Origin of the sequence: Mesorhizobium sp. M8A.F.Ca.ET.057.01.1.1 (genome assembly GCF_003952565.1) — a bacterium.
Lineage (GTDB): Bacteria > Pseudomonadota > Alphaproteobacteria > Rhizobiales > Rhizobiaceae > Mesorhizobium.
Genome location: NZ_CP034454.1, coordinates 5,508,530 through 5,535,525 on the forward strand (window position 1 = coordinate 5,508,530; position 26,996 = coordinate 5,535,525).

Genomic DNA, 26,996 nt, shown 5'->3' on the forward strand with positions numbered 1-26,996 from the left:
TCCCGCTCACTTGTAGATGAAGCCGACAACGCCGTGATAGCGGCCGTTGGGCCTGTCGGTCTGCATGGTGCCGTAGACGCGATTGACCTTGCCCAGGAACATGGCGGCCCCATCGCTGGCAGCGTTGAAATTGTCGTCCGGCTTGGCCAGATCATTGCGTGCCACAGGCTTCACCAGATAGGGCGTGATGATGATGACGAGTTCGGTCTCGTTGCGCACGAAATCCCTGCTGCGGAAGAGCGCGCCGAGTACTGGGATTTTGGCCAAACCAGGCAGGCCAGCGACAGCTTGGCGAACGTCGTCACGAACGAGGCCCGCGATCATCATTGAGCCGCCGGAAGGCAATTCGACAGTGGTATCGGCCAGTCTCTTGCGGATCGACAACATGGTCATGCCAGGCGAAGTGATAGTCTTGCTGCTACCTCCTCCTTCGAGGGTCGGCGCACCATCCGTGGTTGGCTCCGAGACGGCTGTTCTGACCTTGAGGCTTATGCGCCCCGGCGACAGCACAACAGGTTGAAACTCGAGGCCAATGCCGTACTCGATCTTGTTAAACGAATATGTGGTCAGGCCTGTCTGGTTATCGGTTGACACATTGCTCGACCGGCCGGTGACCAGATTATACTCACCGCCTACCCTGAATGTTGCCTTTTCGCCCGACACGGCGGTGAGGGTAGGCTCAGCCAGCGTCTTCATCACGCCGCTTTGCTCCATGGCATTGACGTAGGCCTGGAGGCCGTTTCCGAGCCCGTCCCCAAGTAACAAATTGGAGGTCTGCGAAATCGGCTTGCCCAAACCGAAGGCAGGCGAACTCGCTGCGCTGTAGGAAATCCCGTTGGAGCTGCCGGTGCCGACCATGTTGACACCGAGCTGCTTCATCACCGAACGGCTGACTTCGGCGACCGTCACCTTCAGCGTGACCTGATCGTCGCCGATGATCTGCAAGAGATTGACGATCTTGGAGACGCGGCGCTCCTGGTCCGGGTTGTTGATGTCGACGCCGCTCTGTGCCGAGCCACCTGCCGCGGTCTGCGAATATTGTCCTGTCGTCGCTTCACCGCCCGAGACGAAGATCGTAGCCAGGTCGACGGCCCGTTTCGAGTCAAGCGGCGTGTCGACGGTGCCGGTCAGGATAACGTTGTCATTCAGCAGTTCCACCTTGACGGTCGAGGTCGGAAGGAAGCGCTTGATATAATCCTCCAGGCCGGCGACGTCGCGCTCGATGGCCAGATCCAGGCTGGCGATCTGTTCGCCGTTCGGCCCAAAGACGAAGATGTTGGTTTCGCCGACCGCTTTGCCGAAGAGGTAGATGCGCCTTGCGGTGCGGGTCACCGCGTCGGCAACGGAGGGATTGGCGACAAGAATGTCGTAGGCATCGCTCGGCAGATCTATGACCACCGACTTGTTGAGGCCAAGCTTGACGCGCTGAGTGGCTGTCGTGGCCGACACCTGCGTGCTCTTCGCTTCGACGCCCTGCACATTCGCTCCGACGAGCAGCAGGCCGAATGCCGCGGCTAGGATTGCCGGCAGTTTAGCGCTTAGCCTCATTTTCTTGCTCCTACTTCGGAGACTTCGCCCGACTTGATCAGCCTCACCGTTCCCCGGCGGCCATTGCCGGAAACGAGATAGTCGGCCTCATCCACATTCTTTTCCTGGGTGTCAGCGATCGCCCGCAGCGCCAGGGTCAGGCGGTCCGCCATCTGCTGGGCAACGGTGATGATCTCCGCCTGTTTGGGGGTCAGCTCCAGCGTGGCGGTCTGGCCCACCCTGGTCTTCTTGCCTTCCTCGTCTTCCTGGATCGTCTGGTCGATCGCCAGGACGCGGATATTCTTGAGGATGGTCTCGGTGTTGAAGCCGGCGCCACCGGTGCTGGCATCGGCCCTGCGGGTCATGATGACGTCGACGAAATCGTTTGGAAGGATGAAGCCGCCGGCCGAAGTGTCCGCCGATATCGTCGTTGCGACCGCCCGCATGCCGGAAGGCAGGATGGACGACATGAAGCTTTGTCCCTCGCCGATCAGCTTGGAGCGCCGCACCGGCTCGCCCGCGTACATCGCCACACGGGCAATCGACCCCTTGAGTTTCTCCAAAGCATCGGGAGCGGTGGCCTTGGTGATGAAATTCGCGTTGATGCCGTCAGCCGGCCAGGATTGCCAGGCGATGTTGTTCTCGAGCGCGTTGCCCATTGCGACATCGCCCGAGAGCACAAGCACGTCCTGCAGGGACACCGCGGGCGCCTGGGGGCCTGAATCGACGACGACCTGAGGCGGCGGAGCGACCATGTTCTTCGCCACATAGCCAGCACCGCCCGCCGCGGCCACCGCCACGCTCAGAATAATCAATCGGGATGCTGGCATCTGTCCGAACCCTCGCCCTTGGCAAACCACGTAGCCAAGCCGGACTTTGCAGCGGCAATCGTCAAAACAAGGTTAATGCAATGCTTACGATCGTGATTAATTTAACGTTTACATAAATTAGACGGATCGCGCCGAGATGCGCGGAAAGGCTGGGCCGCCGCTCCGCAAAGCCGGCGTGTAGGTCGTGTCAGCCGACGAAAAAATTTGATGAATTCAGCTCGCCAGTCTTGCCAGCGCCCACACCATCAAAGGCGAATCCGGGTAGGTCAGCAGGCCACCCAAGCCGAGCGCGATCCCGTAGGGAACACCGGCTGACTCTTCCGCGAAATGCCGCAGGAATGGATTGCGTCCGGTGAAAACCGCCAGCGGCGATTTCCGGTAAAGCAGGATCGCGATCGTCAGAAGACCGCCGATGATTGTCGAGGCGACCAGATATTCGACGAGCTGCACGCCGAGCCCCATCCACACGGCCGTGGCGGCCAGCAGCTTGGCATCGCCACCGCCCATGCCGCCCAAGGCGAACAGGCCGAACGTCACGGCCAGGACGATGGCGCCGGCGGCGAAATGCCAGCCATAGGCCGCCCAGTCCATGCCCGTCAGCGGCGCCACCAGCGCGAAGACGACGACAAGCAGTACCGGCACGCGATTGGCGATCGTCATCGACAGCATGTCGGAGATCGCGGCAAACAGCATGCAGAACGGAAAGACGACGAAGATCAGGGCTTCAAGCATCGGCGATTGTGCCTATTGTGCGGATTCCACAGAAACTCAATCTAGGCTGGTTCGATTAACGATTGATGAGGTCGGTGGTGAAAAGACGACTGTTCCGCCGCTGTCCGGGACACGTAAAATAAAACAGGGGCCACCCTATGGCGGCCCCTGTCCTGAATGCAATCCGATCGATCGGCAACAAGCAGATTAGCTGCCGCTGCTGTTCAGCGTGGTTCCGATCGCAGTGAACTTGGCATTGATGGCATTGCCGAGTGCGCCGGCGCCGGTGATGATGGCGAGCGCGATGAGGGCGGCGATCAGACCATATTCGATAGCGGTCGCGCCGGATTCGTCCTTCACGAAACGTGCAAAAAGGTTAGACATTCGAGAGCTCCTACTCCACGTGTTACAGCACTTCCGTCAACTTCTGTGATGGTTGATCGGATGCTGCCAATCTAGGGAGAAGCTCTTTCGATCGGCTTAATAAACAGCCTTACCGATTCCTTTCCCGGCCCGAACCGAGGGCGTGGTTAACTCCACACTAAGCGCTGGCTAACGTTCCATTTCGCGGGTCAACGCCGCAAAAGGCAAGGGCTTGGGGAAGCTTGCGGCCCCCGCGCCGAACCGGCCAGACGGGCAGCCATGCCGACCGCTACATCCGGCGGCGGCAAGCCGACTTAACCGTTGGTTCACCAATCTCGTTCATGTTCCGTTGAACAGTACGCTTGCGTGGAGCGCCTTGATGGCCGTGCCGAGATCCTCAATCCTGATTGCCGCGCTTCTTGCCGCCGCCAGCTTGATCACACCCGCCAGGGCTGGCGCCGACATCGAGGTCACCATGAATCAGGCCAAGATCGTGAAACTGTCGCGCCCCGCCGACACGATCGTCGTGGGCAACCCGGCAATCGCCGACGCTTCCGTCCAGGATGCCTCGACGATCGTGCTCACCGGCAAGGGTTTCGGTGTCACCAATCTCGTCGTTCTCGACCAGGAAGGCAGCCCAATCGTCGACACACAAGTCACCGTGGTTCGCCAGGCAGCCTCGTCGGTTCGCATTTACCGCCGCGCGGATGTCCAGACCATGTCGTGCACGCCCTATTGCGAAAGCTCCTACAAGAGCGACGCGGAGAAATCGTCCGAAGCCGAGATGAGCGTCAGCAAATAGGCGGCACGCGAGCGCGCCATCGCCCAGGTTACCTGCTGGTTAAAGCGCGCGCGCCGACTTTAACGATCATTCAAACCGGACCTCAATCGGTTTGCATTAATACACCTGCCAGCACCGTCCAGGGATGGCAGGAACATCGCATGAGCATGGAATTCGGCTCGACAGATCAGTGCAAGGTGAAGCGTACCGGGTCTTTCCAACGCTTCGTGCGCGACCGACGCGGCAGCACGGCGCTGGAGTTCGCGCTGCTTGCCATACCGTTCGCACTCCTGGTGTTCGCCATCCTCGAGAGCTGCATCTCGTTTGCCAGCCAGGAGGTGATGGCCAACATCACCGACGATGTCGCGCGCCGGCTGCGCACCGGCCAGTTGAAGGCCGCCGACATCGCCGGAGACAATTTGAAGAACATGATCTGCGACAAGCTGGAAATCATCGTTTCCCAGGATTGTCCCAATCAGTTGAGCGTCGATCTTCGCCAATACACGACATTCTCCGACGCGGCCCTGGCCGGCTTCAGGATTCAGAGCGGTGACATCCAGCTGACGAACAGTGGCGCCGATGTGCCCTTTACCGTCACGGCGGGTGCGGCGGAGTCAAGGAACATGCTGCGGGTCTTCTACAAATGGCCCATCATGACCAATCTGATGGCGCAGTCGATGGGAGGTAATAAAACCCTGCATTTCGCTTCGGTGACCTGGCAGAACGAGCCGTTCGACAATTGAGACCATCACGGAAGCAACAACAAGAAAAAAGGCAATGAATATGATGCGGGCGGGGCACATCCGGGAATTGCAAGGCTTTGGGGCAAATCAGCCCGATTCTGGTCCAATCGCCGCGGCGTCGCGGCGGTCGAGTTCGCGCTTATCGCGCCTATCCTGCTGATCATGTATTTCATGACCATGGAGGCTTCGCAGGCCATCGAGACGAGCAAGAAGGTCAGCCGCATCGGCAGCATGGTCGCCGATCTCGTCACGCAACAGCCAACCATCGTCAAGGCGGACCTCGATGCCATCATGAAGATCGGCAGCGTAACCCTTCAACCCTACAACCGCTCGGTGCCGGACATCACCATCACGGCCATACAGGTCACCACCGATCCCACGCCAAAGGTCCAGGTGGTGTGGTCACGCAAGGTGACCAGTGGTGTATACGGCGTCGGTGCAGCAGCGGGCTCGACCACAACGGTTCCGACTGCGCTCAAGGTCGCCGGAACCTTCCTCGTCCGCGTCGACAGCACCCTGGGCTACAAGCCGATCATCGGCTGGACGACCGACACCCAACAAAAGCTTGGGTTTACCGAGACGCTCGCCAAAGGCATGACGATGAGCGAAACATATTATCTGCGCCCCCGCAGAAGCGTCACAATTCCTTGCAGCGACTGCTGAAGGCTCATTGCCGCCCACCATCGTTCGACACCATCGGCACGATGGCCTCCGCCGCAGCATAGTCCTTGGGAACCACGGGCATGAAGCCGCCGGCATGCCTCGCTTCCAGAAGGTCGTAGACATCCGGCGTCGTCGATTTGAGATTGGTGAGGAACACGGTCAGCCGACGTTTGGCTTCCGGATCGAGATCGCTGCGCACCGCATGGGGGCCATATCTCAGCAGACCCGACGTCCACACCACCTGGAGGGCCGACGCCGAAAGGCCTGATGCCTCGAGCCTTGCCTGCGTACCCCCGGCCAGTCGCGGCTGGCCGTCGGCCGCCGCCTTCACCCAGCCGAACATGGCGTCGGCCTGGCCGTCGACAAGCATGGTTTCGGCTGCAGACGCCGAGGCGGCATGGACAAGAAACGGTGCATCTTCGGCGATCTCGACGTGTTCGGCGGCTAACCCCGCCAAGGGCAAAAGCGAACCGCCGACGCTGTCTGGCGGCGGCATGGCGATCCGGCGGGTCTCCATATCAGCCAGGCCGCGCAGCTTGCCATCCCTTGTCAGCAATACCGAGCGGATGCCGGCCGCACCGTCGGAATCGACCGGCGCCACGAGCGGCTCGATGCATCCGCAGCGTTGCAGCGCCGTGGCGTAGGCGGTCGTCGAATAGATGGCGTATTCGATCCGTGCATCGGCCTGTCCCTCGATCAATGCCGCATAATCGCGGGCAACGACGAATTCGACCTTCATGCCGAGCGCATTGGTAAAGGCTTGCGTCAACACCGCCAGCCCCGGAACGGCGTTGCCGGCGCCGGGCTCTGCCACGACACCAATGCGAAATGTGCCGATATCATCGCGCCAGTCCGCCCAGGCCGGTCCACACCAGAACGCGCCGTTCACCGCCATGAAGGCAGTCCATGCCTTGAGCGCGGCCTTCATGACAGGACCGCCTTGCCCTTTGTTCCGTCCATGGACATGCCCAACTCGTCGCGGCACTTGATTTTGTGCCTGTATCTGATTGTCCAAACCGCGCATGGATCCCTAGCTTGTCCACGTCGTTGTCCCAAAACCGCTGCGCACTTTTGGGCGACATGGACTTGACTATCGCGGCAAGCCGTTGCGGTTTGGTTTCAGAATTGCCAACGTCGCCGTGGAACCCTATGTCTGGGCGTCCACACTGGCAACCAATGACCCGATGGCGCGTGCTTTCCTCTTTGTCCTGGATTCCTTCGGCATCGGCGGCGCGGCCGACGCCGAAAGCTATGGCGACGCCGGCGCCAACACGCTGGCGCACATCGCCGAAGCTTGCGCGGAAGGGCGCGCCGATCGCGATGGGCTTCGCCAGGGACCACTGTTCGTCCCCCATATGGCATCGCTGGGACTTGGAAAGGCGGCCGAGACGGCGACAGGACTGGGTTTTACGCATTTCGGGACGAACCTGCTCGCCAATGCCTTCCATGGCGCGGCGCAAGAGATTTCGAGTGGCAAGGACACGCCTTCCGGCCATTGGGAGATCGCGGGCCTGCCGGTGCGCTTCGACTGGGGTTATTTCCCGGACACGGTTCCCGCCTTTCCGGCCGACCTGACCGACGCGATGATCCGCGAAGGAAAGGTGCCCGGCATCCTTGGCGCTTGCCATGCGCCAGGTACAGAGATCATCGAGCGGTTCGGCGAGGAGCACATCCGCACCGGCAAGCCGATTTGCTACACGTCGGTCGATTCCGTCCTGCAGATCGCCGCGCATGAGGCCCATTTCGGCCTGGAGCGGCTCTATGAATTCTGCCAGGTGGTGCGCCGGCTGGTTGACCCGCTGAGGATCGGACGGGTGATCGCGCGTCCGTTCGTCGGCGAGACATCTGCCACCTTCGAGCGGACCTACAATCGCCGCGACTACGCCGTGCCGCCGCCCGAGCCGACATTGCTCGACCGGCTGACGGCGCGCGGCAGCCGCGTCATCGCCGTCGGCAAGATCGGCGACATCTTCGCCCATCGCGGGATTTCGCTAGTCCGCAAGGCCGCGGGCAACATGGCCATGTTCGACCAGGCGCTGGTCGCGATGGACGAGGCCACCGACGGCGACCTCGTCTTCGCCAATTTCGTCGATTTCGATACCGAATTCGGCCATCGCCGCGACGTCGCCGGCTATGCCGCCGCTCTCGAGGCCTTCGACCGGAGGCTTCCGGAGGCGTTCGCCAAGCTGAAGCAGGGCGACCTTCTCATCCTGACCGCCGATCACGGCAACGACCCGACCTGGCGCGGCACCGATCATACGCGTGAACGCATCCCGGTCATCGGCACTGGCCCCGGCCTCAAAGGCGGCGACATAGGGCTGAGGGCGACATTCGCCGATATCGGCGAGACCGTTGCCGAACACCTCGCGCTGACGCGCGGCCGCAACGGCACATCCTTCCATGCGATGATTGGCGGTCATGCCTGAACTGCCTGAAGTCGAGACCGTCCGGCGCGGGCTGCAGCCGGTCCTGGAAGGCGCCCATTTGGCCAAGGTCGAGATGAGACGGCCCGACCTGCGCTTCCCCTTCCCCGAAGGGTTTTCGGAGCGGCTGACAGGCAGGACAATCACGGCGCTCGGCCGGCGGGCCAAATACCTGACCATGCATATGCAGGGCGGTCCGGTGCTGATCTGCCATCTCGGCATGTCCGGCTCCTTTCGCATCGAGACCGGCGACGTCGGCGAGACACCGGGCGTGTTCCACCATGAGCGCTCGAAGAGCGCGGCGCACGATCATGTCGTGTTCCACGTCGCTTCCGCGGCCGGCGGGCGGTCACGTGTGATCTTCAACGATCCGCGCCGCTTCGGTTTCATGCTGTTTGCTGAAGAGCCGCCGGAGACGCATCCGATGCTTGCCGGACTGGGCGTCGAACCCACCGGCAATGCGCTGGACGGCGTTCTGCTTGCCTCCTTGCTGAAAGGCCGCAGATCGCCGCTCAAGGCAGCGCTTCTCGACCAGAGGCTGATCGCCGGCTTAGGCAATATATATGTCTCGGAGACGCTCTGGCGTGCCGGCCTGTCACCGCTGCGCGAGGCAGGCACCATCGCCAGGCCAGGCAAGAAGGCCAGGGAACAAAGCGAACGCCTCGCCGAGGCGATCCGCTCGGTCATATCGGATGCCATCGCGGCCGGAGGATCTTCACTGCGCGACTATATGCACACCGACGGATCGCTGGGCTATTTCCAGCATTCCTTCGCCGTCTACGACCGCGAAGGTGAGCCTTGCCCGAAGCCCGGCTGCGGCGGCCATGTCGAGCGTATCGTGCAGAGCGGACGCTCGACCTTCTATTGCCGGGCGTGTCAGACGTGAGCTAGACCGGTGTCGAGCAAGGAGAAGCAGCCAATGGCCTATGAGACGATCATCACCGAGAGGCGCGGCAAGGTCGGGCTGATCACGCTGAACCGGCCAAAGGCGCTCAACGCCCTCAATTCGCAGGTCATGGCCGAGGTGGTGGCGGCGGCGAAGGATTTCGGCGGCGACACGGGCATTGGCGCAATGGTCATCACCGGCTCCCACAAAGCCTTCGCGGCGGGTGCCGACATCAAGGAAATGCAGGAGATCGCGTTCGTCGATGCCTATGTGCAGGATTTCTTCGTCGGCTGGGAGGAACTGACGCGGGCGCGAAAGCCGATCATTGCGGCGGTGGCCGGTTATGCGCTCGGTGGCGGGTGCGAACTCGCCATGATGTGCGATTTCATCATTGCCGCCGACACCGCCAAATTCGGCCAGCCCGAGATCACGCTCGGTGTCATTCCCGGCATGGGCGGGTCGCAACGCCTGACCCGGTTCGTCGGCAAATCGAAAGCGATGGATATGTGCCTGACCGGACGGATGATGGATGCCGCCGAGGCCGAACGTTCGGGCCTTGTGTCGCGGGTCGTTCCGGCTGGCGATCTGGTCGAGGAGGCCGTCAAGGCGGCAGCCAAAATCGCCGATTTCTCGCTGCCGTCGGTGATGATGGCCAAGGAAGCGGTCAACCGGGCTTATGAGACCACGCTTGCCGAGGGATTGCGCTTCGAACGCCGCCTGTTCCATTCGCTTTTCGCGCTCGAAGACCAGAAGGAAGGCATGGCGGCGTTCGCCGAAAAACGGAAGCCGAATTTCACCAACCGGTAGGGCATTGCGGGCCGGCGACCGAAACCCGTGGCATTGGCCAAAAAGAACGCCAGGCGGCGTTGACGCGCCGGAAAAGCTGAACTATAAGCCGCACCAACCGAGGCGGCCCCGTGGCTGCCCGTTTGTTTTTTGCGCCCTGCGGCACGCCGCGTGCGCCGACCAGATCAGAAGAGAGGCATCATGGCCAACACATCCTCGGCCAAAAAGGCAACGCGCAAGATCGCCCGCCGCGCAGCGATCAACAAGAACCGCCGCTCGCGCGTCCGCACCTACGTCCGCCAGGTCGAGGAGGCACTCGCCTCCGGCGACAAGGCCGCCGCACAGGCCGCCTTCAAGGCTGCCGAGCCGGAATTGATGCGCGCCGCGACCAAGGGCGTGATCCACAAGAACACGGCATCCCGCAAGGTGTCGCGCCTCGCCCAGCGCCTCAAGGTGCTGTCGGCCTGACATCGCCTTCCCAGGACGCTCTTCTTCGAACCCGGCCGATTGCGCCGGGTTTTTTCGTTTGCCGGCAAGTACTTAAAAAGAATAGCCGCAAACAGCTGCAAATGCAGATTCCAGAGTTCGAAATGCTTTGCCGGCACATGCATGCCCGCTGATGATCGGCACGCTTGAAAAGCGGCGCCTAAAAAAACCCCGCCTCACAGAAATACCCAATATTTTTCAATTGGTTAGAGACAGTCGTCCACAGCTTGTCCACAACGCGCCAAAGCGACGGGAGGACAACTGGCTGTCAAGAGAATTATTTCAGAAAATTTCGCGCCGGCCCGGCTTTTTCATATTCGTCGGAAAAGGGTTTGAATCACAATGGCTTTGTCAAAATATGCCGCTGCGGCATGGCCCTCGAACTCGCCCGAGGTAACCAGATTCCTTAAAAATCCGTTAGACGTGGCCTTGCCCTATCCACAGCGATTTCGGTAATGTCGATCTATCGAAAGGGACGGGCTCTGGCCCTTAACCCAGCCTGACGCAGCCAGCTTAAATTGGCGGGATTTGCGACGCGGATCAAGTCCGCGAACGGGTATGGTTTGCTCTTTTTCGAACGGTAGGGACGGGCGTAACTTGACATGGCAGGTAGGACGGCGCGCCGGCGCACTTTCGCCGGACGGTGTCGTATTGCCCTGACATACCCAACGCGGACTGGCTTCCATGGGCCGGCACCGGTTCCCTTGGATAGTGGGCGACGTTCATTGCCAGCGGCGGCAACGGGCATCGTAGCGAAGACACGGTCGCTGGAAAAGGATGCAGGAGGCGCATCCCCGGCGAAAAAACAGGTACAGAAAGGCAAGGAACTCGATCATGCAGAGCGGCATCGAAAGGGAGCTTACGGGCGACCTCCCATTTCCTGGAACTTTGATCGGAGCAAACGAGATGGTGGTCTCCAGCGACGCGGAACAGAAATTCGACCGGGTCAAGGCCCAGTTGAAGGCGCGCCTGGGAACCGAAGTCTATTCCAGCTGGTTCGGCCGCATGAAGGTCGCGGAAGCTTCCAAGGGCATTGTCCGCATCTCCGTGCCCACCGCGTTCCTGCGCTCGTGGATCAACGGCCACTATCACGATCTCATTTCCGAGCTGTGGAAGCAGGAGGATCCCGAGCTTCTCAAGATCGAGATCGTCGTGCGCACCGCGACCCGTCAGGGACGCAGCCAGCCTGAACCGGAGTTGGCCCCGGCGCGCAAGATGACGCGACAGACGCAGACGGCGCTGGCCGCCGGCACGGTCAGCCCAGGCAGAGTGGAGCGGTCTCCCATGCCGCGTCCGGGTGTGCCGGTCGAGAGCGAGTTCCGCCACAATGTGCTGGGTTCGCCGCTTGACCCGCGTTACACGTTCGGCTCCTTCATCGAAGGACCCTCGAACCGCGTGGCCTTCGCCGCCGCCAAGGCCGTGGCGGAATCGCAGTCGAGCGCGGTGCGCTTCAATCCGCTTTTCCTGCATGCCACCGTCGGGCTCGGCAAGACGCACCTCTTGCAGGCCATAGCCGCGGAATCGCTGAAGCAGAACCCGAAGTCCCGCGTCGTCTATCTTACCGCCGAGTATTTCATGTGGCGCTTCGCCACCGCGATCCGCGACAACAACGCATTGACGCTCAAGGAGCAGTTGCGCGACATCGACCTCTTGATCATCGACGACATGCAGTTCCTGCAGGGCAAGTCGATCCAGCATGAATTCTGCCATCTGATCAACATGCTGCTCGACAGCGCCAAGCAGGTCGTCGTCGCCGCCGACCGGCCACCGTCGGAGCTGGAATCACTCGAACCGCGGGTCCGTTCGCGCCTCAATGGCGGCGTCGCGCTCGAAATGTCGGCACCCGATTTCGCCATGCGGCTCGGCATGCTCAAACTGCGCCTGGCCACGGCCAGGATCGACGATGCATCGCTCGACATTTCCGAAGAGATCCTCAACCACGTTGCCCGCACCGTGACCGGCAGCGGACGCGAACTGGAAGGCGCCTTTAACCAGCTGCTGTTTCGCCAGTCGTTCGAACCGCAGATCACCATCGACCGCATCGACGAGATCCTCGGCCACATCTATCGCACGGGCGAACCGAAGCGGGTCCGCATCGAGGACATCCAGCGCATCGTGGCGCGCCACTACAACGTCTCGAAGACCGAACTTTTGTCCAACCGGCGCACGCGCACCATCGTCAAGCCGCGCCAGGTCGCCATGTATCTGTCGAAGGTGATGACGCCGCGCTCGCTGCCGGAAATCGGGCGGCGCTTCGGCGGCCGCGATCACACGACGGTGCTGCACGCCGTGCGCAAGATCGAGGACCTTTCCGGCAATGACAACACGCTGGCGCAGGAACTGGAATTGCTGAGAAGGCTGATCAACGACCAGGCCTGACCGGCTAGAAACCGCCCGCTTGCAGGGTTGGCCAGCTTTATCCCCAGAAAGCCCGCGTAACCGGCCCGAACCGGTGGCGCGGGCTTGCGTTCACTGGTTTTTTCCTGTCAGTTTGCGTAGATTCTGAAGCCTGTTCAGAGCTTTCGCGGGGCGCCGGCAGCCGGAGACCCGTTCATTCATTCAAGCGAGCCTGTTTCGTCATGCGTGTTATCCTGGAACGGTCAAATCTCCTGAAGTCGCTCAACCACGTGCACCGCGTGGTCGAACGGCGCAACACCATACCGATCCTGTCCAACGTGCTGCTCAGCGCCGAAGGCGCCAGCCTCGAAATGAAGGCCACCGACCTCGACCTGGAGGTGACGGAAGCGACGCCCGCCAAGGTCGAGCGCGGCGGCGCGACGACGGTCCCCGCGCATCTGCTCTATGACATCGTGCGCAAGCTTTCCGACGGCGCCGAGGTGATGCTGAAGACTGATGAGGACGGCAACGCCATGACGGTGACGTCGGGCCGCTCCAGCTTCCGCCTGCAGTGCCTGCCGCAATCCGACTTTCCGGAGCTTTCGGCCGGATCCTTCTCGCACATCTTCCGCCTCGACTCGGTGGCGCTGAAGGGGCTGATCGAGAAGACGCAGTTCGCCATCTCCACCGAGGAGACGCGCTACTATCTCAACGGCATCTACCTGCACACGCATGAAGTCGGCGGCAAGCTGAAGCTGCGCTCGGTGGCGACCGACGGCCACCGCCTGGCGCGCGCCGAGATCGACGCCCCGGCTGGCTCCGAGGGCATGCCGGGCATCATCATTCCGCGCAAGACGGTAAGCGAACTGCAGAAGCTGGTCGACGATCCGGATGTCGCCGTGACCACCGAACTGTCCGACACCAAGATCCGCTTCACCATCGGCAGCGTCGTCCTGACCTCGAAACTGATCGACGGCACCTTCCCCGACTATCAGCGGGTCATCCCGACCGGCAACGACAAGAAGCTGATCCTCGACCGCCAGAGCTTCGCCGCCGCGGTCGACCGCGTCTCGACCATCTCCTCCGAACGCGGCCGCGCGGTGAAGCTCTCGATCAGCGAAGGCCAGGTGACGCTTGCCGTCAACAATCCGGATTCGGGCAGCGCAACGGAAGAGCTGGCGGCCGACTATTCGGCCGACCCGATCGAGATCGGCTTCAATGCCAAATATCTGCTCGATGTCGCAGCGCAGCTAACCGGCACGGAAGCCAAATTCATGCTGGCCGATGCCGGTTCACCGACGCTGATCCACGACATGGCCGACGAGACCGCGCTTTACGTGCTGATGCCGATGCGGGTATAGCCGGCGCGGCGCCTGGCGAATACGGCCGGCGGCGGGCGTTGGTTGCGGTGACTTCCACGGGCGGATAGCGGTTGCCGGCACAAACCCATATAAGTAAGCTTACGCTTACCAATTTTCGTAACTACGCGACCCTGGCGATCGATGTTGCGCCGGGCGCCGTGGTCTTTTCGGGCGACAATGGTGCCGGCAAGACCAATCTCCTCGAAGCGATCTCCTTTCTGACGCCCGGGCGCGGCTTGCGACGCGCGCCTTATGGGGATGTGGCACGTGAGGGCGGCGATGGCGGCTTTGCCCTGCACGCACGGCTCGACGGGCCAGACGGCGAGGTCGAGATCGGCACGGGCATCTCCGGGGGCGACACGGCGGAAAGCGGCAGGCGGGTGCGTATAAACGGAGCCGCCGCACGGGCCGAGGGCATGCTGGAGTGGCTGCGGGTGGTGTGGCTGACGCCGGCGATGGATTCGTTGTTCACCGGACCGGCCGCGGATCGCCGGCGCTTTCTCGACCGGCTGGTGCTGGCGATCGATCCCGGACATGGCCAGCGTGCGCTCGACTACGAGAAGGCGATGCGGGGCCGTAACCGTTTGCTGACGGAAGGCTCGCGGGACGCCGGCTGGTTCGAGGCGATAGAGACGCAGATGGCAGAGACCGGCGTGGCGATCGCCGCGGCGCGCGCCGAAATGGTGCGGCTGCTGGCCGCCATGATCGGCAGGTTGCCCGACACCGGACCGTTTCCGCAGGCCGATATCGGCCTTTCGGGTGACCTGGAGGCCGAGATTGCCGGCGCACCGGCGGTCGACGTCGAGGAGCGGTTCCGGCGGGCGCTTGCCGATGGCCGAGACCGTGACCGTGCCGCCGGGCGCACCCTCGAAGGCCCGCACCGCTCAGACCTCATGGTCCGGCACCGGCCCAAGGCGATGCCGGCCGAACTCTGCTCGACCGGCGAACAGAAGGCACTGCTGGTCGGCATCGTGCTGTCGCATGCCCGGCTGACCGGCGAAATGTCCGGCCTGACGCCGATCCTGCTGCTCGACGAGATCGCGGCGCATCTCGACGGCGGCCGGCGCGCGGCACTGTTCTCGATCCTGGAGGAACTGAACTGCCAGGCTTTCATGACGGGAACCGATGCTGCGCTGTTTTCCAGCCTGCATGGCCGAGCGCAGTTCCTGACGGTCGACCATGGCACGGTTGGGCCAACCGAAGACCCCTGACAAGCTTTTTCGACCGCTATATGGTCCTGATATGACCACAGCGCTCACCGCCGACGAGATCGAACGCTATGCCCGCCACATCGTCCTGCCCGAGGTCGGCGGCGCGGGCCAGCAGAAGCTCAAGCAGGCGCGGGTCCTGGTGATCGGCGCCGGCGGGCTCGGTGCGCCGGTGCTTGAATATCTCGCAGCGGCCGGCGTCGGTACGCTCGGCGTGGTCGATGACGACACCGTGTCGCTCTCCAACCTGCAGCGCCAGGTCATCCATGGCACCGATACGATCGGCATGCTGAAAACCCAGAGCGCCGAGGCGGCGATCGCCCGCATCAATCCCAACATTGCAGTCGAACCGCACACATTCCGGCTGACCGCGGAGAACGCCCCTGCCCTCGTTGCCAAGTACGATATCGTCGTCGATGGGTCCGACAATTTCGAGACGCGTTATGTGGTGGCCGATGCCTGCGCCAGCCAAGGGAAGCCGCTGGTGCATGCAGCCGTCGGACGTTTCGATGGCTCGGTGACCGTGCTGAAGCCTTTCGAAAGCGGCAGCGACGGCAAGCCAAACCCGAGCTATCGGGATCTGTTTCCCGAGGCCCCGCCGCCGGGCCTGGTGCCGTCCTGCGCCGAGGCCGGGGTGCTCGGAGCGCTGACCGGGGTCGTCGGCACGCTGCAGGCGATGGAGGCGATCAAGCTGATCACCGGCATAGGCGAGCCGCTGATCGGCCGGCTGCTGCTCTATGATGCGCTGGCCGCGCGCTTCGAGACGATCCGCTACAAGAGACGCTGATCTTGGAACAATCCCATGTTTCGATCACGCGGATCTCGGCCGATTTCGGCCGCTGGGGCGATGTGCTCGCCCTCATCATGCGTGCCTTCGCCTTCATGGACGGCATCATCGACCCGCCGTCGTCGGCCCACCTGCTCACGGCCGATGCCCTGTGCGCCAAGGCGCTGCGGGAGACCGGCTTCCTGGCACTCGACGGCGACAGGATCGTGGGCTGCGTTTTTGCCCTTGAAAGGCCTGACGGTTTTTATGTCGGCAAGCTCGCCGTCGCCCCGGATCGCCAAGGGCACGGCATTGGCCGGCGGCTGATGCAAGCGGTCGAAGATCTGGCCCGCAGCCGCGGCAAGGCCGACATCGAGCTCGAGACGAGGATCGAGCTCACCGCCAATCATGCCGCCTTTGCCCGGCTCGGCTTTTGCGAGACCGGACGGACGGCGCATGACGGCTATGACAGGCCGACGTCCATCACCATGCGCAAAGCGATCCCGTAAGCTTCGCATTACATTGAACGGCGAGCCTGCGCCGGAAGGTGTTCAGGTTCTGAGCGGCAGCACGCGGTCCGGCGGGCGATGGCCATCGACGAAGGCGCGGATATTGATGATGACCTTCTCGCCCATGTCGATGCGGCCCTCGAGCGTGGCCGAACCCATATGCGGCAGAAGCACAACCTTGTTCCTGGCGGCGAGCTTCAAGAGCTTGGCGTTCAGGGCCGGCTCATGCTCGTAAACGTCGAGGCCGGCGCCGGCGATCTTGCCGTCCTGGATCAGCTTGACCAGCGCTTCTTCATCGATGATGTCGCCGCGGGCGGTGTTGACGATATAGGCGGTGGGCTGCAGCAACGCCAGCCGCCGTGCCGACAGAAGATGGAAGGTTGCCGGCGTCGACGGACAATTGACCGAGATGATGTCCATGCGGGCCAGCATCTGGTCGAGACTCTCCCAATAGGTCGCCTCCAACCCATCCTCGACCGCCGGCAGCACGCGATGCCGGTTGTGATAGTGGATGGACAGACCGAAGGCCTTGGCCCGCCTGGCAACGGCGGTGCCGATGCGCCCCATGCCGACAATGCCGAGCCGCTTGCCCCAGATGCGCCGGCCAAGCATCCAGGTCGGCGACCAGCCGGCCCATTTCTTGTCGCCCGTGAGCACGTTGGCGCCTTCCGCCAGCCGGCGCGGCACAGCCAGCATCAATGCCATGGTCATATCGGCGGTATCTTCGGTGAGCACGTTGGGCGTGTTGGTGACGGTGATGCCTTTCTTGGCCGCCGCCGCCACGTCGATCTTGTCGACGCCGTTGCCGAAATTGGCGATCAGCTTGAGGTTGTCGCCGGCCTGGGCGATCAATGCGGCATCGATGTGGTCGGTCACGGTCGGCACCAGCACGTCGGCTTCCTTGACCGCGGCGACCAGTTCCGGCTGCGTCATCGGCCGGTCCTCGACATTCAGCCTTGCGTCGAAGAGTTCGCGCATGCGGGTCTCGACCGGGTCGGGCAGCTTTCGCGTGATGACCACGAGAGGCTTCTTTTTGCCTGGCATTGTTTCCCTCGTTGAGACCTCTTTAACCAAGACCGGCGAAACTGAAAGCTGGTCGCGGTAGCCGATTTTACCCATGTAACAAGCGGTGCCGCCGAAGACAAAGAAAAAGGGGTGCCGCAGCCGTCGGGCCGGCGCCGAAAGGAACGAAAGTGTCTGGTTTCGCGTCGCTTCGCCTGGCCCTCAGCGCAGCATTTCTCGGCGCTCTCCTCTATTCTCCGCTTGCCGGCGCGCAGAGCGCGGCCGCCCCTGCCCAGAGCGCCATCACGCTCGGACCGAGCGGTCTGCCGCTGCCGCGATTCGTCAGCCTGAAATCCGGCCGCGTCAACTCGCGCGTCGGCCCCGGCGCCAACTATTCGGTCGACTGGATGTACATGAAGGCTGGCCTGCCGATGGAGATCATCCAGGAATTCGATACGTGGCGGCGCGTGCGCGACGCCGATGGGTCGGAAGGGTGGATCAACCAGTCGCTGCTGTCGGGCCGGCGCACTGCGATCGTCGCGCCCTGGCAGCGCGGCAAGGGCGGCCAGGTCAATCTTCTGAAAGGTCCCGACAAGGATGCCAGGGTGGTGGCGATCGTCGAACCGGGCGTTATGGGCATGATCAAGTCCTGCGACGGCCAATGGTGCGAAATGACGCTCGACGGCCACACCGGCTGGCTTGCCCAGTCGGTCGTCTGGGGCGCCTATCCGGGCGAGCGGGTCAAGGACTGAACGTCTCGCGTTTGCGCCCAATAGGGCCAAGATGGGTGTCCTGAAACCCTGTTGACAGCTTCAAGCCGTAACCCAGTGCACGGTCGATCGCGATATGAGCGGTCCAGATCAGTGCGATGGCGCTGCCGACCGCACTGCCGGCGAGACGCCCGGCAAGCAGTAGAAGCACCGGTACGATCAGAATGTGCAAGGCGTTGTAGGCAATTGCGCCGATGCGAGGTCCACCGAGATAACCCAGCATCGACAGGTCCGGCGCCAGGATGAGCAACGCGAAGAGCCACCAGGAAACGCCCGTCGCGCCATAAAAGACGATTGCGGCAATCGCCACCACCGCCCATTCGAGACGCACTATCCAATCCAAGGGTTTCATCCCACACCGATTGTTCCGGCTTCGCCGGTCATTCCGGACGCTTGGGACGCAGCCTCACCACGATATCGACATTGGCGATTTCCATGCCCTCGGGCGGGTCCGGCAGGTTGGTGACCGTGACCGGGCCGTTGGCGATGTCGAAAATCCTGTTTTCGCCTTCGATATAGAAATGGTGGTGATCGGAGGTATTGGTGTCGAAATAGGTCTTGGAACCTTCGACGGCGAGGATACGCAGGAGCCCCGCCTGGGTAAACTGGTGAAGCGCGTTGTAGACGGTGGCCAGCGACACCGGCACGCCGGCGGCCTGCGCCTCCTCGTGCAGTTCCTCAGCCGACAAATGGCGGTCGCCCTTGGCGAAAAGCAGGTCGGCCAGCGCAATGCGCTGACGCGTCGGCCTCAGGCCGGCTTCACGTACCCGCTTGTCCACAGCGACATTTTCCTTCCGGCAGCCCCGGTCCATCTGGTCTTCCAAGCCCACAGTCCCGCTTCAAGACACGCCCAGAGTGGCAAAAAAATGAATGTCTGCCGAACCCGGACCCCTGTTGACATATATTCTGTCGCCCGAATGCGATCAATAGCGCGCATTGACCCGGGCAGACTGGCGGGTTAAGCGCAAACGCCGGTTTCCGGCCTGAAACAGATTGTGTTAGGACACCAACGACAAGGGCGCGCTACCGCCCGGACGATATGGGGAGAAATTGATGGCGGGTTCGAAATCCAGCTACGACTACGAAGAATTGCTGGCCTGCGCCCGCGGCGAGCTGTTCGGAGAGGGCAATGCCCAGTTGCCCTACCCGCCGATGCTGATGTTCGACCGTATCACCGAGGTCAGCGAGACCGGCGGCGCCTTCGAGAAGGGTTTCATTCGCGCGGAATTCGATATCAAGCCCGACCTGTGGTTCTTTGCCTGCCATTTCATCGGCAATCCGATCATGCCTGGGTGCCTCGGCCTGGACGCCCTGTGGCAATTGACCGGCTTCTATCTCGGCTGGCTGGGCGAACCCGGCAAGGGAATGGCGCTATCGACTGGAGAGGTCAAGTTCAAGGGCATGGTCACGCCATCGGTCAAGAAGGTCGAGTATGGCGTGGATTTCAAGCGTGTGATGCGCGGCCGGCTGGTGCTCGGCATCGCTGATGGCTGGATGAAGGCGGATGGCGAGCCCATATACGCGGCGACGGACCTGAAGGTCGGTCTGTCAAAGCAGTCGGCGGTCGCTTGACCGCAGCCCTGGCCAGCCCATTGGCCAGCATCCCTGGAAGGAGTTGCGAATGAGACGTGTCGTAGTCACAGGCCTCGGCATCGTGTCGTCGATCGGCAACAATGCCAACGAGGTGCAGACCTCGCTGCATGACGCCAGATCCGGCATCAGCTTTTCCGATTCCTTTGCCGAGCATGGCTTCCGCTGTCAGGTCTGGGGCGCGCCGACGCTCGACCCTTCCGCCATGATCGACCGCCGCGCGATGCGCTTCCTGAGCCAGGGCGCGGCCTGGAATCACGTCGCCATGGACCAGGCGATCGCGGATGCCGGCCTCGGCGAGAGCGATATCACCAATGAGCGCACCGGCATCGTCATGGGGTCGGGCGGTCCGTCCACCCGCACCATCGTCGAGGCGGCCGAGACCACGCTCAAGAACGGCAGCCCCAAGCGCATCGGTCCCTTCGCGGTGCCGAAGGCGATGTCGTCGACCGCGTCGGCGACGCTGGCGACCTGGTTCAAGATCCATGGCGTCAACTATTCGATCTCGTCGGCCTGCTCGACCTCGGCGCATTGCATCGGCAATGGTTACGAGCTGATCCAGTGGGGCAAGCAGGACATGGTCTTCGCCGGCGGCCACGAGGATCTCGACTGGACCATGTCCGATCTGTTCGACGCTATGGGTGCCATGTCGTCGAAGTTCAACGACAGGGCCTCGACCGCATCGCGCGCCTATGACGCCAATCGCGACGGCTTCGTCATCGCCGGCGGCGCCGGCGTGCTGGTGCTGGAAGAACTGGAGCATGCCAAGGCGCGCGGCGCCAAGATCTACGCCGAGATCGTCGGCTATGGCGCGACCTCGGACGGCTACGACATGGTTGCGCCCTCGGGCGAAGGCGCGGTCCGCTGCATGCGCCAGGCACTGGCGACGGTCTCCACGCCGGTCGACTACATCAACACCCACGGCACCTCGACCCCGGTCGGGGATTCCAAGGAAATGGGAGCGATCCGCGAAGTGTTCGGCGAGAAGATGCCGTTCATCACGTCGACCAAGTCGCTGACCGGCCATTCGCTGGGTGCGGCCGGCGTGCAGGAATCCATCTATTCGATCCTGATGATGCAAGGCGGCTTCATCGGCGAAAGCGCCCATATCGAGACGCTCGATCCGGAATTCGAGGGCATGCCGATCGTGCGTAAGCGCATCGACAACGCCGCGATCGACACCGTTCTGTCGAATTCCTTCGGTTTCGGCGGCACCAACGCAACGCTCGTTTTCCAGCGCTATTCCGCATAGGGCCAAGTTTTATATAAGGATTGCCGGCCATGGACGGATTGATGAAAGGCAAGCGCGGGCTTGTCATGGGTGTCGCCAACGATCATTCGATCGCCTGGGGCATCGCCCGGAAATTATCCGAACATGGGGCGGAACTCGCCTTCACCTACCAGGGCGACGCTTTCGGCCGCCGCGTCAAACCGCTCGCCGACAAGCTCGGCGCTTCGTTGGTCGTTCCCTGCGACGTCGAGGACAGCGCTTCGGTCGCCGCCACGTTCGAGACGCTTGGCAAAGAATGGGGCGGGCTGGACTTCGTCGTCCATGCCATCGGCTTTTCCGACAAGAACGAGTTGAAGGGCCTCTATGCCGACACCAGCCGGGACAATTTCGTCCGCACCATGGTGATCTCCTGCTATTCCTTCACCGAGGTGGCGCGCAATGCCGCGCCGCTGATGACTGCCGGCGGCTCGATGATCACGCTGACCTATGCCGGCTCGGTCCGCGTCATGCCGAACTATAATGTCATGGGCGTTGCCAAGGCCGGGCTCGAGGCCAGCGTGCGCTACCTCGCCAACGACTACGGTCCGCGCGGCATCCGCGTCAACGGCATCTCGGCCGGTCCGGTGCGCACACTGGCTGGCGCCGGCATTTCGGACGCCCGCCACATGTTCTCCTACCAGCAGCGCAATTCGCCGTTGCGCCGGACCGTGACGATCGACGAGGTCGGCGGCTCCGCGCTCTATCTTCTGTGCGACCTCGCTTCCGGTGTCACCGGCGAAATCCACTATGTCGATTCCGGCTACCATATCGTCTCGATGCCGACGCTCGATGAGTTGAAGCAGACGGATGGCGGGCGCGACTGAAGAGCGGTCCCGTCAAGTGGGTCCTTTCCCAGTAAAGAAAATAATCCTCTCCAGTAAAATTGAATGCATTCACGGAAACTCATTTTAAGAGGATTTCCGCTATAGGGGTCTCCGACTTGGGGACCTTTTCATGCCTGCCGTCAGCAACCCGAAGCGAACACCAGTGTTCCGACTGCTCACGATAGCAAGTTCGGGCATTGGCAGTTTCGTCCTCGGCATCTGGGGCCTGAAGCACGGTCTCGGCGACGGGTTTGCCGGCATATCGGCTGACATGATGGTCGCGATCATGGCCGCGCTTTGCGCACTGGCGGCATCGGTGGCGGCAATGTCCTTCTTCGCCGGCATCGATGAATCGGCGGATTTCGTCTTCAACGAAACCCATTTCGACAAGCTGACCGGACTGCTGGCGCGCCCGGCCATGGTCGGCAAGATCGCCGAGGCGGCATGCGCGACAAGCCGTACCGGGGAACCGGTGTTCCTGATCGACATCGACATCGACCGGTTCAAGCAGATCAACGACGCGATCGGCTACACCCAGGGCGACGAACTGATCCGTGCCTTCACCCAGCGGCTGCATAGCTGCGTGCCCGCGCGCGCACTGATCGGCCGCATCGGGGCCGGCGAGTTCGCGGTGCTGCTCCCGGACCATCAGATCCAGGGAACCCTGGAAAGCATGGTCGAGAGGCTCATCGACGAAATGATGGAGCCGTATGAACTCGGCAGCCACCAGCAATCGTTGAGCCTGTCGGTCGGCATCGTGGCGATGCCCAAGGACGGTGTCGATCCGGTCCTCATCCTGCGGCGCTCCAACCTGGCGCTGCAGAATGCGCGTGCGAGCGGAGTTGGCAACTGGTCGGTCTTCGACAGCGAGATGGGACGCGTGGCCGACCATCGCCAATGGGTCGAATCCGAGCTGCACAGCGCCTTTGAACGCGGTGATTTCGACCTGCACTACCAGCCGCAGCTCGACCTCCCGACCGGCCGGATCGTCGGCTACGAGGCGTTGATCCGCTGGAGGCATCCCGAACGCGGCATGATCCCGCCGATGGAGTTCATCCAGATCGCCGAGGAGACCGGCATGATCAACCCGATCGGCGAATGGGTGCTGCGCAAGGCCTGCAGCGATGCCCGCCATCTGCCGGACGATTGTTTCGTCGCCGTCAACATCTCGCCGGTCCAGTTCATGACCAAGGACTTTGTCGGCATCGTGCGCGACACGATGCGGGCCACCGGCATCAAGCCGTCACGGCTGGAACTCGAAGTCACCGAGACGGCGATGATGCAGGACCGCGACCGCGCCGCCGCCATCCTGAAAGAGCTTGCCGAGATGGGCATCTCGGTCGCGGTCGATGATTTCGGCACCGGCTATTCCAACCTCAGCTATCTGATCGATTTCTCGTTCGGCAAGCTGAAGATCGATCGTTCCTTCGTCAGCCGCATCGATACCGATGCCAGCTCCGGCGCCGTCGTGTCGACCATCGTCGGGCTGTCGCGGGCGCTCGGCGTCAGCATCATTGCCGAAGGCGTCGAGACCGAAAGCCAGGCGACGCTGCTCAGGGCAGCCGGCTGCGAGGTGGTGCAAGGCTACCTGTTCGGCCGGCCGGCGCCACTCACTGCCAGTATCGGTGGCCATGCGTCAGAAGACACCAGGCGAGTCGCCAACCTCCATTGAGCGCCATGGCTCGCGCGTTGCATCAGCGGCGCGCCGAAAACACCTTGAACATGCCGTCACGGGCAAGCTCGGCGTGGCTGGCGAAGGCCGCTGACAGCACGGTTTCGTAAGGAAGCTGCCGGTTGGCGACCATGAACAGGCGTCCGCCGGGCTTCAGGGCCTTGGCTGCCGCGCGGATCATGCCGGCACCGATCTCAGGCTCCGCCGCACGGCTGCGGTGGAAGGGCGGGTTCATGGCGATGACGTCGTAACGGCGCTCGACAGGCTCGGCGAGCAGATCCGTCCAGAAGAAGCCCTGTGCCACGGTGTTGCCGAGATTGCCCCTGGCCGCCGCCAGCGCATCGAAATCGGCCTCGTAGAGATCGAGGGCCGACAAGCCCGGCGAGCGGACGGCCATCTCTGCCGCCACATAGCCCCAGCCGGCGCAGAAATCGGCCGCGCTGCCACGCAGATCGCCTGGCAGGTTGTCGACCAGCAGTTTCGAACCGGCATCGACGCGATCGAAAGAGAACATGCCGGGCGTGGTGTGGAACCGATCCGCAACCAGCAAGGCGGGATTGGCGGCGCGAAGCGCGATGGCGGCCTGCATGTCATCCGGGCGGCGCAGCCAAAAGGCAATGCCGTGATATTTCGGCATGTGGCCATCGAGCGGTGCAAGATCGCCGACGCGCTTGCGCAGACTGGCGATGCCATCCTCCTTGCCACCGGCAATGACGATCAATCCCCCCTCGGCCACGCGCTCGATGGCCTCGGCGATGCGCAATTCGTTCTGGCCGCGATGGCGGCCGGCGAGCACCAACGCGGCATCAAAACCGTCGCCGGCAGGTTGCGGCGTGACCGTGAAGCCCGCCGCCTGCAACGCACGAAAATACGGCCGGAAGCCCTGTACGAGATTGAGCGTAGCCTCGAAAGCCGGCGGCAATCGCAGGCCGGGTTCGGCGCCAAGGAAGAGAACGCGCTCGCCCTGCCGCGGCAAGGAAAGAGCCTCGGCCTCGAACGGGTGAAAAAGCGTCTTCAGCGCTTCAGCGGACATAGCCGTGCTCCATAAAACAAAAACGGGCGCGACCTAAGCCGCGCCCGCCTCGTTTTTCCGTCGGACCGATCAGGCGGCGTTTTCTTCGCCTTCGGCCTTCTTGTCGCGGGCGATTTCCTTGCCGGTGGCCTGGTCGACGACCTTCATCGACAGGCGAACCTTGCCGCGCTCGTCGAAGCCCATCAGTTTGACCCAGACCTTGTCGCCTTCCTTGACGACGTCCGAGGTCTTGGCGACCCGGTCATTGGCGAGCTGCGAGATGTGGACGAGGCCGTCACGCGGACCGAAGAAGTTGACGAAGGCGCCGAAGTCGGCGGTCTTGACGACCGTGCCTTCGTAAATTTCGCCGACTTCCGGCTCGGCGACGATGGTGTGGATCCACTTCTTCGCCGCCTCGATCTCCTTGGCGTTCGAGGAAGCGATCTTGACCGTGCCGTCGTCCTCGATGTTGATCTTGGCGCCGGTCTTCTCGACGATCTCGCGGATGACCTTGCCGCCCGAACCGATGACGTCGCGGATCTTGTCGGTCGGGATGTGCATGACCTCGATGCGCGGCGCGAACTCGCCGAGTTCGGGACGGGCGCCGGTCAGAGCATGGGCCATCTCGCCGAGGATGTGCAGGCGGCCGTCCTTGGCCTGGCCAAGGGCGATCTTCATGATCTCCTCGGTGATGCCATCGATCTTGATGTCCATCTGCAGCGAGGTGATGCCGCCTTCGGTGCCGGCGACCTTGAAGTCCATGTCGCCGAGATGATCCTCGTCGCCAAGGATGTCGGAGAGCACGGCGAAGCGCTCGCCTTCCTTGATCAGGCCCATGGCGATGCCGGCAACCGGCTTGGCCAGCGGCACGCCGGCATCCATCAGCGCCAGCGAGGTACCGCAGACGGTCGCCATCGACGACGAACCGTTGGACTCGGTGATCTCCGAGACGACACGCAGCGTGTAGGGGAACTGGTCAGCGGAGGGCAGCATCGGACGGATAGCGCGCCAGGCGAGCTTGCCGTGGCCGATTTCGCGGCGGCCCGGCGAACCCATGCGGCCGGTCTCACCGACCGAGTAGGGAGGGAAGTTGTAGTGAAGGAGGAACTTCTCCTTGTACATGCCGGTCAAGGAATCGACATACTGCTCGTCCTCGCCGGTGCCAAGCGTGGCAACGACCAGCGCCTGGGTCTCGCCGCGGGTGAACAGCGCCGAACCATGGGTGCGCGGCAGGACGCCGACTTCGGAAACGATCTTGCGAACCGTCTTCAGATCGCGGCCATCGATGCGCGAGCCGGTGTCGAGAATGTTCCAGCGCACGACCTTGGCCTGGAGCTCCTTGAACACCGAGCCGATCTGTTCGGAGGTGTACTTTGCGTCCTCGCCTTCAGCGGGGGCAAACGCGGCCTTGACCTTCGCCTTGACGGCGTCGACCGCGGCGTAACGCTTCTGCTTGTCGACGTTCTTGTAGGCATTGCTGAGCTCGTCGCCGACGATCTTGAGCATCTCGGCCTCAAGCGCGGAATAATCCGGCGCAGTGAAATCGCGCGGTTCCTTGGCCGCAACTTCGGCCAGCTTGATGATGGCGTCGATGACCGGCTGGAAACCCTTGTGGCCAAACATGACGGCGCCGAGCATCAGCTCTTCGCCAAGTTCCTTGGCTTCCGACTCGACCATCAGCACGGCGTCGGCAGTGCCGGCGACAACGAGGTCGAGCTTGGATTCCTGCATCTCGTCGACATGCGGGTTCAGCACATATTCGCCGTTGATATAACCGACGCGGGCGCCGCCGACCGGGCCCATGAACGGGACGCCGGAGAGCGTCAGGGCCGCCGAGGTGGCGACGATCGACAGGATGTCCGGATCATTTTCGAGATCGTGCTGCACGACGGTGACGACGATCTGCGTGTCGTTCTTGTAGCCGTCGGCGAAGAGCGGGCGGATCGGGCGGTCGATGAGGCGGGAAACCAGCGTTTCCTTTTCGCTCGGACGGCCTTCACGCTTGAAATAGCCGCCCGGGATCTTGCCGGCGGCATAGGTCTTTTCCTGGTAGTTGACGGTCAGCGGAAAGAAATCGAGGCCCGGCTTCGGCTCCTTCATCGAAACGACGGTGGCCAGAACCTTGGTCTCGCCATAGGTGGCGAGCACCGCGCCATCGGCCTGACGCGCGATCTTGCCGGTTTCCAGGATGAGCGGACGGCCGCCCCATTCGATTTCCACTTTGTGGTGATTGAACATGTCTTGTCCTTAATAAGCGGAAAGGGGCGCGCCGTTCACGGTGCGCGGATGCCCTTTCCCTGGCTTCCTTTCTCGGGCAGCCACGGGCAAGACAACGGGAAGCTCGGGTGATTAGGCGCGACGAGCGCGCACGAGCGTCCTGCAATCCTGCCCCATGACCGTCCATGGGCGGTTTCGAGTGGCCCTCTGCACGCTCGGAACCGGGTCTGGCCAGCCGATACGGCTGGCAGAATGCGTG

At 62.7% G+C, this 26,996-nt stretch carries 27 protein-coding genes; 17 read left to right on the forward strand and 10 right to left on the reverse strand.

All coding sequences use genetic code 11. From position 1 onward, the window contains the following. Nucleotides 1-6: 6 nt before the first annotated feature. The 4 genes from EJ077_RS26215 to EJ077_RS26230 all read right to left on the reverse strand — a co-directional run bounded on the left by EJ077_RS26215 (nucleotide 7) and on the right by EJ077_RS26230 (nucleotide 3,452). Nucleotides 7-1,548 carry a type II and III secretion system protein family protein gene (locus EJ077_RS26215; protein ID WP_208697451.1) on the reverse strand — a complete coding sequence of 514 codons (1,542 nt, stop codon included), beginning with the start codon at nucleotides 1,546-1,548 and terminating at the stop codon, nucleotides 7-9. Continuing rightward, nucleotides 1,545-2,357: a Flp pilus assembly protein CpaB gene (gene cpaB / locus EJ077_RS26220; protein ID WP_127278980.1), complete on the reverse strand. Its 813-nt coding sequence runs from the start codon at nucleotides 2,355-2,357 to the stop codon at nucleotides 1,545-1,547. Before cpaB ends, EJ077_RS26215 begins: the two co-directional genes overlap by 4 nt. 213 nt (nucleotides 2,358-2,570) lie before the next feature. Continuing rightward, nucleotides 2,571-3,089 carry an A24 family peptidase gene (locus EJ077_RS26225; RefSeq protein ID WP_208697453.1) on the reverse strand — a complete coding sequence of 173 codons (519 nt, stop codon included), beginning with the start codon at nucleotides 3,087-3,089 and terminating at the stop codon, nucleotides 2,571-2,573. Between the two features lie 186 nt (nucleotides 3,090-3,275). Next, nucleotides 3,276-3,452 carry a Flp family type IVb pilin gene (locus EJ077_RS26230; protein ID WP_208697455.1) on the reverse strand — a complete coding sequence of 59 codons (177 nt, stop codon included), beginning with the start codon at nucleotides 3,450-3,452 and terminating at the stop codon, nucleotides 3,276-3,278. Between the two features lie 358 nt (nucleotides 3,453-3,810). On the opposite strand from EJ077_RS26230, the gene EJ077_RS26235 reads away from it, so the two are divergent. From EJ077_RS26235 to EJ077_RS26245, 3 genes are all read left to right on the forward strand, one after another. Then, on the forward strand, nucleotides 3,811-4,233 hold the full coding sequence (locus EJ077_RS26235; protein ID WP_127280726.1) for a pilus assembly protein N-terminal domain-containing protein: 423 nt from the start codon (nucleotides 3,811-3,813) through the stop codon (nucleotides 4,231-4,233). 140 nt (nucleotides 4,234-4,373) lie between these two features. Continuing rightward, on the forward strand, nucleotides 4,374-4,955 hold the full coding sequence (locus EJ077_RS26240; protein ID WP_208697457.1) for a TadE/TadG family type IV pilus assembly protein: 582 nt from the start codon (nucleotides 4,374-4,376) through the stop codon (nucleotides 4,953-4,955). Between the two features lie 66 nt (nucleotides 4,956-5,021). Further along, nucleotides 5,022-5,618, forward strand: coding sequence for a TadE/TadG family type IV pilus assembly protein (locus tag EJ077_RS26245; protein ID WP_208703136.1), 597 nt, complete (start codon nucleotides 5,022-5,024; stop codon nucleotides 5,616-5,618). Nucleotides 5,619-5,622: 4 nt separating this feature from the next. Here the strand turns inward: EJ077_RS26245 and EJ077_RS26250 are convergent, their stop codons facing one another. After that, entirely contained in the window at nucleotides 5,623-6,546 is a 924-nt protein-coding gene (locus EJ077_RS26250; protein ID WP_208697459.1) for a phosphate/phosphite/phosphonate ABC transporter substrate-binding protein, read from the reverse strand. A gap of 256 nt (nucleotides 6,547-6,802) precedes the next feature. Between EJ077_RS26250 and EJ077_RS26255 the strand changes: the two genes are divergently transcribed. The 9 genes from EJ077_RS26255 (at nucleotide 6,803) to EJ077_RS26295 (ending at nucleotide 16,380) form a co-directional block, all read left to right on the forward strand. Further along, a complete protein-coding gene (locus EJ077_RS26255) occupies nucleotides 6,803-8,044 on the forward strand; it encodes a phosphopentomutase (RefSeq protein ID WP_208703137.1) in 1,242 nt (413 codons plus the stop codon). Then, a complete protein-coding gene (mutM, locus tag EJ077_RS26260; protein WP_208697461.1) occupies nucleotides 8,037-8,927 on the forward strand; it encodes a bifunctional DNA-formamidopyrimidine glycosylase/DNA-(apurinic or apyrimidinic site) lyase in 891 nt (296 codons plus the stop codon). Before EJ077_RS26255 ends, mutM begins: the two co-directional genes overlap by 8 nt. A 33-nt stretch (nucleotides 8,928-8,960) precedes the next feature. Next, nucleotides 8,961-9,734 carry an enoyl-CoA hydratase gene (locus tag EJ077_RS26265; RefSeq protein WP_208697463.1) on the forward strand — a complete coding sequence of 258 codons (774 nt, stop codon included), beginning with the start codon at nucleotides 8,961-8,963 and terminating at the stop codon, nucleotides 9,732-9,734. Nucleotides 9,735-9,914: 180 nt separating this feature from the next. Then, entirely contained in the window at nucleotides 9,915-10,181 is a 267-nt protein-coding gene (gene rpsT / locus EJ077_RS26270; protein WP_027026587.1) for a 30S ribosomal protein S20, read from the forward strand. An 852-nt stretch (nucleotides 10,182-11,033) separates the two neighbouring features. Then, complete coding sequence (dnaA, locus tag EJ077_RS26275) at nucleotides 11,034-12,578, forward strand: chromosomal replication initiator protein DnaA (protein ID WP_208697465.1); 1,545 nt, start codon at nucleotides 11,034-11,036, stop codon at nucleotides 12,576-12,578. Between the two features lie 200 nt (nucleotides 12,579-12,778). Then, nucleotides 12,779-13,897, forward strand: a complete 1,119-nt coding sequence (dnaN, locus tag EJ077_RS26280) for a DNA polymerase III subunit beta (protein ID WP_127276856.1) — start codon at nucleotides 12,779-12,781, stop codon at nucleotides 13,895-13,897. A 71-nt stretch (nucleotides 13,898-13,968) separates the two neighbouring features. Further along, on the forward strand, nucleotides 13,969-15,108 hold the full coding sequence (gene recF, locus EJ077_RS26285; RefSeq protein WP_208697467.1) for a DNA replication/repair protein RecF: 1,140 nt from the start codon (nucleotides 13,969-13,971) through the stop codon (nucleotides 15,106-15,108). Nucleotides 15,109-15,139: 31 nt separating this feature from the next. Next, complete coding sequence (locus EJ077_RS26290) at nucleotides 15,140-15,892, forward strand: molybdopterin-synthase adenylyltransferase MoeB (RefSeq protein WP_208697469.1); 753 nt, start codon at nucleotides 15,140-15,142, stop codon at nucleotides 15,890-15,892. A 2-nt stretch (nucleotides 15,893-15,894) separates the two neighbouring features. Next, nucleotides 15,895-16,380, forward strand: a complete 486-nt coding sequence (locus tag EJ077_RS26295; RefSeq protein WP_245458557.1) for a GNAT family N-acetyltransferase — start codon at nucleotides 15,895-15,897, stop codon at nucleotides 16,378-16,380. Nucleotides 16,381-16,422: 42 nt separating this feature from the next. Here EJ077_RS26295 and EJ077_RS26300 read toward each other — a convergent pair whose 3' ends face one another. Then, nucleotides 16,423-17,424, reverse strand: a complete 1,002-nt coding sequence (locus EJ077_RS26300) for a 2-hydroxyacid dehydrogenase (RefSeq protein WP_127276862.1) — start codon at nucleotides 17,422-17,424, stop codon at nucleotides 16,423-16,425. Between the two features lie 149 nt (nucleotides 17,425-17,573). Between EJ077_RS26300 and EJ077_RS26305 the strand changes: the two genes are divergently transcribed. Next, on the forward strand, nucleotides 17,574-18,134 hold the full coding sequence (locus EJ077_RS26305; protein WP_208697471.1) for an SH3 domain-containing protein: 561 nt from the start codon (nucleotides 17,574-17,576) through the stop codon (nucleotides 18,132-18,134). Here EJ077_RS26305 and EJ077_RS26310 read toward each other — a convergent pair. Together EJ077_RS26310 and irrA are read right to left on the reverse strand one after the other, a co-directional pair. Next, complete coding sequence (locus EJ077_RS26310) at nucleotides 18,124-18,504, reverse strand: DUF4260 domain-containing protein (RefSeq protein WP_208697473.1); 381 nt, start codon at nucleotides 18,502-18,504, stop codon at nucleotides 18,124-18,126. The genes EJ077_RS26305 and EJ077_RS26310 overlap by 11 nt on opposite strands. 28 nt (nucleotides 18,505-18,532) lie before the next feature. Continuing rightward, a complete protein-coding gene (gene irrA / locus EJ077_RS26315; protein WP_027142023.1) occupies nucleotides 18,533-18,964 on the reverse strand; it encodes an iron response transcriptional regulator IrrA in 432 nt (143 codons plus the stop codon). Between the two features lie 241 nt (nucleotides 18,965-19,205). On the opposite strand from irrA, the gene fabA reads away from it, so the two are divergent. From fabA to EJ077_RS26335, 4 genes are all read left to right on the forward strand, one after another. Further along, the gene (gene fabA / locus EJ077_RS26320; protein ID WP_208697475.1) at nucleotides 19,206-19,724 is read left to right on the forward strand and encodes a 3-hydroxyacyl-[acyl-carrier-protein] dehydratase FabA; all 519 of its coding nucleotides are present in this window, start codon (nucleotides 19,206-19,208) and stop codon (nucleotides 19,722-19,724) included. 49 nt (nucleotides 19,725-19,773) lie between these two features. Next, nucleotides 19,774-20,994, forward strand: coding sequence for a beta-ketoacyl-ACP synthase I (gene fabB, locus EJ077_RS26325; protein WP_127870747.1), 1,221 nt, complete (start codon nucleotides 19,774-19,776; stop codon nucleotides 20,992-20,994). Between the two features lie 29 nt (nucleotides 20,995-21,023). After that, on the forward strand, nucleotides 21,024-21,836 hold the full coding sequence (fabI, locus tag EJ077_RS26330) for an enoyl-ACP reductase FabI (RefSeq protein WP_208697477.1): 813 nt from the start codon (nucleotides 21,024-21,026) through the stop codon (nucleotides 21,834-21,836). Nucleotides 21,837-21,966: 130 nt separating this feature from the next. Next, nucleotides 21,967-23,508 (forward strand): putative bifunctional diguanylate cyclase/phosphodiesterase, encoded by a 1,542-nt coding sequence (locus EJ077_RS26335; RefSeq protein ID WP_208697478.1) that lies wholly within the window; start codon nucleotides 21,967-21,969, stop codon nucleotides 23,506-23,508. A 22-nt stretch (nucleotides 23,509-23,530) separates the two neighbouring features. Here the strand turns inward: EJ077_RS26335 and EJ077_RS26340 are convergent, their stop codons facing one another. Then, complete coding sequence (locus EJ077_RS26340; RefSeq protein ID WP_208697479.1) at nucleotides 23,531-24,541, reverse strand: class I SAM-dependent methyltransferase; 1,011 nt, start codon at nucleotides 24,539-24,541, stop codon at nucleotides 23,531-23,533. Between the two features lie 69 nt (nucleotides 24,542-24,610). After that, on the reverse strand, nucleotides 24,611-26,758 hold the full coding sequence (gene pnp / locus EJ077_RS26345; protein WP_208697480.1) for a polyribonucleotide nucleotidyltransferase: 2,148 nt from the start codon (nucleotides 26,756-26,758) through the stop codon (nucleotides 24,611-24,613). Nucleotides 26,759-26,996: the final 238 nt, after the last annotated feature.

Coding starts and splice junctions, on each gene's coding strand:
- EJ077_RS26215 (WP_208697451.1), bottom strand. CDS start 1,548: ATGAGGCTAAGCGCTAAACTGCCGGCAATCCTAGCCGCGGCATTCGGC.
- cpaB (WP_127278980.1), bottom strand. CDS start 2,357: ATGCCAGCATCCCGATTGATTATTCTGAGCGTGGCGGTGGCCGCGGCG.
- EJ077_RS26225 (WP_208697453.1), bottom strand. CDS start 3,089: ATGCTTGAAGCCCTGATCTTCGTCGTCTTTCCGTTCTGCATGCTGTTT.
- EJ077_RS26230 (WP_208697455.1), bottom strand. CDS start 3,452: ATGTCTAACCTTTTTGCACGTTTCGTGAAGGACGAATCCGGCGCGACC.
- EJ077_RS26235 (WP_127280726.1), top strand. CDS start 3,811: ATGGCCGTGCCGAGATCCTCAATCCTGATTGCCGCGCTTCTTGCCGCC.
- EJ077_RS26240 (WP_208697457.1), top strand. CDS start 4,374: ATGAGCATGGAATTCGGCTCGACAGATCAGTGCAAGGTGAAGCGTACC.
- EJ077_RS26250 (WP_208697459.1), bottom strand. CDS start 6,546: ATGAAGGCCGCGCTCAAGGCATGGACTGCCTTCATGGCGGTGAACGGC.
- EJ077_RS26255 (WP_208703137.1), top strand. CDS start 6,803: ATGGCGCGTGCTTTCCTCTTTGTCCTGGATTCCTTCGGCATCGGCGGC.
- mutM (WP_208697461.1), top strand. CDS start 8,037: ATGCCTGAACTGCCTGAAGTCGAGACCGTCCGGCGCGGGCTGCAGCCG.
- EJ077_RS26265 (WP_208697463.1), top strand. CDS start 8,961: ATGGCCTATGAGACGATCATCACCGAGAGGCGCGGCAAGGTCGGGCTG.
- rpsT (WP_027026587.1), top strand. CDS start 9,915: ATGGCCAACACATCCTCGGCCAAAAAGGCAACGCGCAAGATCGCCCGC.
- dnaA (WP_208697465.1), top strand. CDS start 11,034: ATGCAGAGCGGCATCGAAAGGGAGCTTACGGGCGACCTCCCATTTCCT.
- dnaN (WP_127276856.1), top strand. CDS start 12,779: ATGCGTGTTATCCTGGAACGGTCAAATCTCCTGAAGTCGCTCAACCAC.
- EJ077_RS26290 (WP_208697469.1), top strand. CDS start 15,140: ATGACCACAGCGCTCACCGCCGACGAGATCGAACGCTATGCCCGCCAC.
- EJ077_RS26300 (WP_127276862.1), bottom strand. CDS start 17,424: ATGCCAGGCAAAAAGAAGCCTCTCGTGGTCATCACGCGAAAGCTGCCC.
- EJ077_RS26310 (WP_208697473.1), bottom strand. CDS start 18,504: ATGAAACCCTTGGATTGGATAGTGCGTCTCGAATGGGCGGTGGTGGCG.
- irrA (WP_027142023.1), bottom strand. CDS start 18,964: ATGGACCGGGGCTGCCGGAAGGAAAATGTCGCTGTGGACAAGCGGGTA.
- fabA (WP_208697475.1), top strand. CDS start 19,206: ATGGCGGGTTCGAAATCCAGCTACGACTACGAAGAATTGCTGGCCTGC.
- fabB (WP_127870747.1), top strand. CDS start 19,774: ATGAGACGTGTCGTAGTCACAGGCCTCGGCATCGTGTCGTCGATCGGC.
- fabI (WP_208697477.1), top strand. CDS start 21,024: ATGGACGGATTGATGAAAGGCAAGCGCGGGCTTGTCATGGGTGTCGCC.
- EJ077_RS26335 (WP_208697478.1), top strand. CDS start 21,967: ATGCCTGCCGTCAGCAACCCGAAGCGAACACCAGTGTTCCGACTGCTC.
- EJ077_RS26340 (WP_208697479.1), bottom strand. CDS start 24,541: ATGTCCGCTGAAGCGCTGAAGACGCTTTTTCACCCGTTCGAGGCCGAG.
- pnp (WP_208697480.1), bottom strand. CDS start 26,758: ATGTTCAATCACCACAAAGTGGAAATCGAATGGGGCGGCCGTCCGCTC.